A 6,180-nucleotide genomic window follows, 5' to 3' on the forward strand; every position below is an offset into this window, starting at 1 on the left:
GTGCAGATCGCCGGCGGGCTGGAGCGCGAGATCCGCGTGAACCTGCTGCCGGAGCGCATGCAGGCCGTGGGCGTTTCCGCGGCCGAGATCATGGGCGCCCTGCAGCGGCAGAACCTGGAGGTGCCGGCCGGCCGCGTGGAGCGGGGCACGGGCGAGCAGCTCGTCCGCGTGACGGGCCGCATCACCGATCCCGCGCAGTTCAACGACGTGATCGTGGCCACCCGCGGCGGCATGACCGTGCGCCTGGGCGACGTGGCCCGCGTGGAGGACGCCACCGAGGAGGAGCGCAGCATCGCCCTCGTGGACGACCGCCGTGCCGTGTCGCTGGACGTGCTCAAGGTGTCGGGCGCCAACACGGTGGAGGTGGCCGACGGGGTCAAGGAGGCCGTGGCGGAGCTGCAGAAGGGCCTGCCCGCCGGCGCGCAGATCACCATGGTGCGCGACAACTCCATCAACATCCGCCAGTCCGTGGACGACGTGATCCACGAGCTGGTGCTTGGCGCGTTTCTCACGGTGATCGTGGTGATGCTCTTCCTGAACGACTGGAAGGCCACGGCCATCACCTCGCTGGCCCTGCCCGTGTCGGTGATCAGCGCGTTCATGCTCATGGACGCCCTGGGCTTCACCCTCAACGTGCTCACGCTGATGGGCCTGTCGCTGTCCATCGGCATCCTGGTGGACGACGCCATCGTCGTCATCGAGAACATCGTGTGGCACCGCGAGCACGGCGAGGGCTACTTCACGGCGGCGCGGCGGGGAACGAGCGAGATCTTCCTGGCCGTCATGGCCACCACGCTGTCCATCGTGGCGGTGTTCGTCCCCGTGGCGTTCATGGGCGGCATCATCGGCCGGTTCTTCTACCAGTTCGGCATGACGGTGGCGTTCGCCGTGATCGTGTCGCTGTTCGTGTCGTTCACCCTCACGCCCATGCTCAGCGCGTGGTGGGGCGTGGACCCGCACGACCCGTCGCACGCGGGCGGCAACCCCGTCACGCGCGTGATCGCCGGGTTCAACCGCTGGTTCGACCGCAACGCCGACCGCTACCGCGGCATCATCGGCTGGTCGCTGCGGCACCGGGTGGCCACGCTGGCCATCGCCGCGGCGGCGTTCTTCGGCAGCTTCATGCTGTTCCCGCTCATCGGCGGCGGCTTCATGCCGGAGCAGGACCAGGGCGCGTTCAACGTGAGCTTCGAGACGCCCGAGGGCTCGTCGCTGGCGTACACGTCGCAAAAGGCGCAGGAGATCGGCGCCGCCCTGCGCACCCTGCCGGGGGTGGACTTCACGTACACCACGGTGGGCGCGGGCGTGACGGGGACGGTGACGGCCGGCCAGGTGTACGTGGACCTGGTGCCCGGCGCCGAGCGCGATCAGTCGCAGCAGGAGCTGATGGTGGCCGCGCGCGCCAAGCTGTCGTCCCTCTTTGGCGCCACGGTGGCGGTCATGGAGGCCGGCGGCCTGGGCGGCCCCACGCAGCCCCTGCAGGTGAACCTGCGCGGGCCCGACGTGACGCGGCTGGCGGAGCTGTCCGAGCAGGTGGCCGCGAAGATGCGCACCCTGCCCGGCGTGGTGGACGTGCAGACGTCGCTGGGCGCGCCCCGTCCCGAGTTCCGCATCGACGTGAACCGTGACCTGGCCAACGAGCTGGGCTTGGACGTGGGGCAGATCTCCGGCACCGTCCGCCCCCTCCTGGCGGGGCAGACGGCGACCACGTGGGAGGACCCCACGGGCGAGGAGCGCGACGTGGTGGTGCAGCTGGCGCCGGAGCGCCGCACGTCGCTGGAGAGCATCACCTCCCTGCCCATCGCCACGTCCACGCGCGTGGACGGCGGCGCGGCGGCCACGGTGCCGCTGGGCCAGGTGGCGCGCGTGGCCGAGGGCGTGGCCCCCGCGCAGATCGACCGGCAGGACCTGCAGCGCGTGGGCACGGTGGGCGCCGGCGTGGGTCCGGAAAGCAGCATCTCCGAGGCGTCGGCCGCCATCACGGCCGCCATCGACGAGATGAACCTGCCCGCGGGCTACACGGTCAGCATGGGCGGCGAGACGGAGCAGCTGCAGGAGACCATGGGCTTCGTGCTGGAGAGCATCCTGCTGGCCGTCATCCTGATCTTCCTGATCCTGGCGAGCCAGTTCGAGAGCTTCACGCAGCCGTTCGCCATCATGCTGTCGCTGCCGCTGTCGCTCATCGGCGTGCTGCTGGCGCTGCTGCTGACGGACGACACGTTCAACATGATGAGCATGATCGGCGTGATCATGCTGATGGGCCTGGTGACCAAGAACGCCATTCTGCTCGTGGACAACGCCAACGAGCGAAGGGAAGCCGGCGAGGACCGGCGCACGGCGCTCATCGAGGCCGGGCGCGTGCGCCTGCGCCCCATCGTGATGACGACGGCGGCCATGATCTTCGGCATGCTGCCCATCGCCATCGGCATGGGCGAGGGCGGCGGGTTCCGCGCCCCCATGGCCCGCGCCGTGATCGGCGGCCTGATCACGTCCACGCTGCTCACGCTGGTGGTGGTGCCCGTGGCGTACACCTACTTCGACGACTTTGGCGGATGGGTGGCGCGCGGCTTCAAGCGCAAGCCGCGCGAGGCCAAGGCGCCCGCCGCGGCGCCCAAGCCCGGCTACGGCCCCGGCCTGGGCCAGCCCGAGCCCACGTACGGCGACTGATCGCCGGATGACCGGCATCGGCTGATCGACGGTGTAGGATGATCGGCCGGTCCGCCGGAGCCGGACGTCGGAGGATGCGAAGCGCCCCGCCGGGAGTGATCCCGGCGGGGCGCTTTGCCGTCGTGGGGCGGAGTCGAGCGATCCAGTGCGGGAAGGGTGGATGGCGCCGGCGGCCGACCGCCCCTCCCCCGGCCCCGCGCTTTGTGGGGGAGGGGAGAACTGCACCTCGCGACGGAGCTTGCGATCGTGCAATCAGCTCGTGGAAGTCTACACCCTCTCCCGCGCAGTTTGCGGGAGAGGGTGCGAGCGACAGCGAGCGGGTGAGGGCCCCCACGACAACGACAAAGCGCCGCGGCGAGACTGATCTCGCCGCGGCGCCGTTTCGTACCTCCGTACCTTCATACCCCGCACCTTCGTACCGTCAGTTCACGGCGAGCTGTCCCAGCGACGGGCCCACGCTCACGTCGAACGCGGTGCGGATGCGGGGCTCGGCCATGGCGGCGCGAAAGGCGGCCTCGGCGGCGGGGGAGGAATCGATCCGCCAGTCCGCCTCCTTGCTCATGTTGAACCACACGGCGCCCACGACGTTCGGGTGGGTGAGCAGGGCGGCGTAGGCATCCGTGATCCACCGCGCCTTGGCATCGCCCGAGCCCTCGTCCGTGGCGAACTCGCCCACGATGATGGGCTTGCCGGGAAAGCGCTGCACCAGGTCGCCCAGGATGTGGTCCGCGCGCGCGCCGTTGAACATCTCGCCGAAGCTCTGCCACGCGCCGCCCCACACGCGGGGCGCGTTGAAGCCGTGCGCCCCCACGTAGTCCACGTACGTGTCGCCGGGATAGTAGTTGCCGTACCAGTTCCAGTGCGTGGTCCCCGCGCCGGCCGCCACGGGGTTGCCCACGTTGGGGTTGAAGACCCAGCGGACGTTCGTGGCGCCCTCGCGGCGAAAGATGTCCACGATGCGGCGCCATGCCCGCACGTACTTCGCCGGCGCGTTGACGTCGCCGCCGTTCTCCACGCCCTGCCAGGCGTACGCCCAGTTGCCGTTCATCTCCCACGCGGGCTCCATCAGCACCACGTCGCCAAAGGCCGCGAAGCCGCGGGCCATGGCCGTGAGCCGCGCGTCCGCCGCGCCGCTGTTGATGGCGTCCAGCAGCCCCTTTTCCGGCGCGCCCGTCCAGCGGAGGTCGATGGCCAGGTAGCTGGTGCTCCCCGCCGTCCGCACGCTGCGCAGTAGCTGGCCGCACCAGCCCGCGGCCCAGTCGCAGTTCAGGTCGTGGAACGTCTTGACGAGCGCCGGCTGCTTGCCCGAGCGCTGCGTGAACTCGCGGATGGCGGGCCCAATGCGCTCCGGCGTGCTGTTGGCGTCGCCCAGGAACGCGCCGTGAAAGAACGGCTGCACGCTGGGCGCGGGCGTCGTGGGCGCGGGGGCCCGGGCGGTGTCGCCGGGCGTCAGCGGCGGCGTGGAGGCTTGCGTGGGCACGTCGCCGCACGCTGCAAGAAGCGCGGCCAGCGCAAAGGTGGCCGCCACGGGACGGCGGAAGAAAGAGAATGACTGCATGATGAAAGACACCTGGTTCGGCGGCCCGGCCGGCGTGGCGGGACGCGAGCGCGCCCTGCGGTAGCCCCGAGGCTTTGCGTCGCCGCCTTTCGGCGGGTTTGCCACTTCTCGTCGGTGCCCGAAGCGGGGGCGGGAACCCCCACGGCGGGTACGTGAGCGGGGTGGGGTGTGGCAGGTTGCATACCCCATCGCCGCAAATCGCAAATCGTTGCGGACGCTGGGTTTGTCCCTTGCTCGCCGATGCTCGGGACGTGCGTGGGGCGGGTGATCTGCGGCAGGTGCGGCATTCTGCACGACGGGCGGAACGGATGGCTTTTGCCCGCGCTGCATCTGCTTGCAGTCCAACGATTTTTATGGATTCCGGAATCACGGGGGAACGGATGGTCTGATGCTTGCCTCTGCCGCCGGCCCGGCTGATACGCGCCGGAGTTCCAGTTCGTACCCGAGACACCGCTCCCGATGCTGAAACGAATCGTCCTGGGCGCCGTGCTGGCGTGCGGCCTCGCCTCCCCGGCCGCCGCGCAGCGCACGCCCCCGGCCCTGGCGGACCGCGACCTGTTCGACGGCGCCGCGCGCACGGCGTGGGCGTACGTGAACGCCAACTACAACGAGCGTACGGGGTGGGTGAACTCCGTGACGGGGTATCACTACGCCACCGTGTGGGACCTGGCCAGCAGCCTGATGGCCCTGTACTGCGCGGACCAGTTGGACCTGCTGGAGGGCGACGAGTACGACCGGCGGATGCGCCGCGCCCTGCAGTCGCTGGTCGAGGCGCGGCTGTTCGAGAATGTGGCCTTCAACAAGATGTACTCCACCACCACGGGCGCCATCGCGGGGCGGCCGGGCCAGGAGGCGGAGACGGAGGAGCGCGGCTACGGCTGGTCGGTGCTGGACATGGGGCGGATGATGATGGTGCTGCGCGTCATCCACGAGAACCAGCCGCAGTACCGCGACCTGATCGCGCAGGTGGTGGGGCGGCTGAACTTTGAGCGGATGATCCAGGACGGCTACCTGCGCGGCGAGGACCTGGACTCGCGCGGGCGGCTGCGGCGGTACCAGGAGGGGCGCATTGGCTACGAGCAGTACGCGGCCACGGGCTTCGCGGCGTGGGGGCACGTGGCCCCGCAGGCGCTGGACGTGCGGCAGCACGGCCGCCCCGCCACGGTGCTGGGCATCCCCCTGCTGACGGACACGCGCGGCGACCACCACCTCACGAGCGAGCCGTTCGTGATGATCGGCCTGGAGGTGGGCTGGTCGGGGGAGATGCGCGAGCTGGCGTGGCGGGTGCTGGCGGCGCAGGAGGCGCGCTACCGGCAGACGGGCACGGTCACCATCGTCAACGAGGACGCGGTGAACGGCCCGCCGTACTTCCTGTACTACTCCGTGTACTCCGACGGCCGCGAGTTCGTGGTGGAGCCGCCGGCCGGCGCGCCGGAGGGTCCGGCGTCGCGGACGGTGAGCGTGAAGGGCGCGTTTGGCTGGCACGCGCTGCTGCCCAGCGCGTACACGTGGCTGGCCGTGCAGCGGGTGGAGGGCGCGCGGTCCCGCACGGGGTGGGGCGCGGGCGTGTTCGAGGAGAGCGGCCGCGTGTCGGGCGGAGAGAACGTGAACACGGCCGCGGTGATCCTGGAGGCCGCGCTGTACGTGGCCCGCGGCCGCCCCCTGATGGACGCAGGCCCGTCGCAGCAGGCCGCGCCGACGGCGGGGCAGACCACGGCCTCGGCGCCGGTGCAGACGCAGGCTGGGCCGGCGGGGCAGTAGCCCTCGCCGGAGGGGCCCTCACCCGCTCGCTGTCGCTCGCACCCTCTCCCGCAAACTGCGCGGGAGAGGGTGTATACTTCACGGGCTTCCGTGTGCGCCGGTACGGATCCAGACGGGGCGGGGCGGGGAAGGGCGGACCGGGCAGGATCGCAGCGATGGGCCGGAGGGCGTGCGCGATCCACCGATCCGCCGTT

3 protein-coding genes and 1 riboswitch are annotated in these 6,180 nt (G+C 71.0%); of the genes, 2 read left to right on the forward strand and 1 reads right to left on the reverse strand.

The features are described 5' to 3' along the window. Window positions 1-2,667 (forward strand): efflux RND transporter permease subunit (locus VFZ20_RS00175; RefSeq protein WP_329681784.1); only part of this gene is annotated, 2,667 nt, incomplete at its 5' end. 421 nt (window positions 2,668-3,088) lie between these two features. Here the strand turns inward: VFZ20_RS00175 and VFZ20_RS00180 are convergent. Beyond that, window positions 3,089-4,225 (reverse strand): glycoside hydrolase family 26 protein, encoded by a 1,137-nt coding sequence (locus VFZ20_RS00180; protein WP_329681785.1) that lies wholly within the window; start codon window positions 4,223-4,225, stop codon window positions 3,089-3,091. Between the two features lie 16 nt (window positions 4,226-4,241). After that, window positions 4,242-4,338, reverse strand: a riboswitch (cyclic di-GMP riboswitch). A gap of 346 nt (window positions 4,339-4,684) precedes the next feature. Here VFZ20_RS00180 and VFZ20_RS00185 point away from each other — a divergent pair. After that, window positions 4,685-5,986: a DUF3131 domain-containing protein gene (locus VFZ20_RS00185; protein ID WP_329681786.1), complete on the forward strand. Its 1,302-nt coding sequence runs from the start codon at window positions 4,685-4,687 to the stop codon at window positions 5,984-5,986. The last annotated feature ends 194 nt before the right edge of the window (window positions 5,987-6,180 follow it).

The sequence above is a fragment of the Longimicrobium sp. genome (assembly GCF_036280135.1).
Lineage (GTDB): Bacteria > Gemmatimonadota > Gemmatimonadetes > Longimicrobiales > Longimicrobiaceae > Longimicrobium.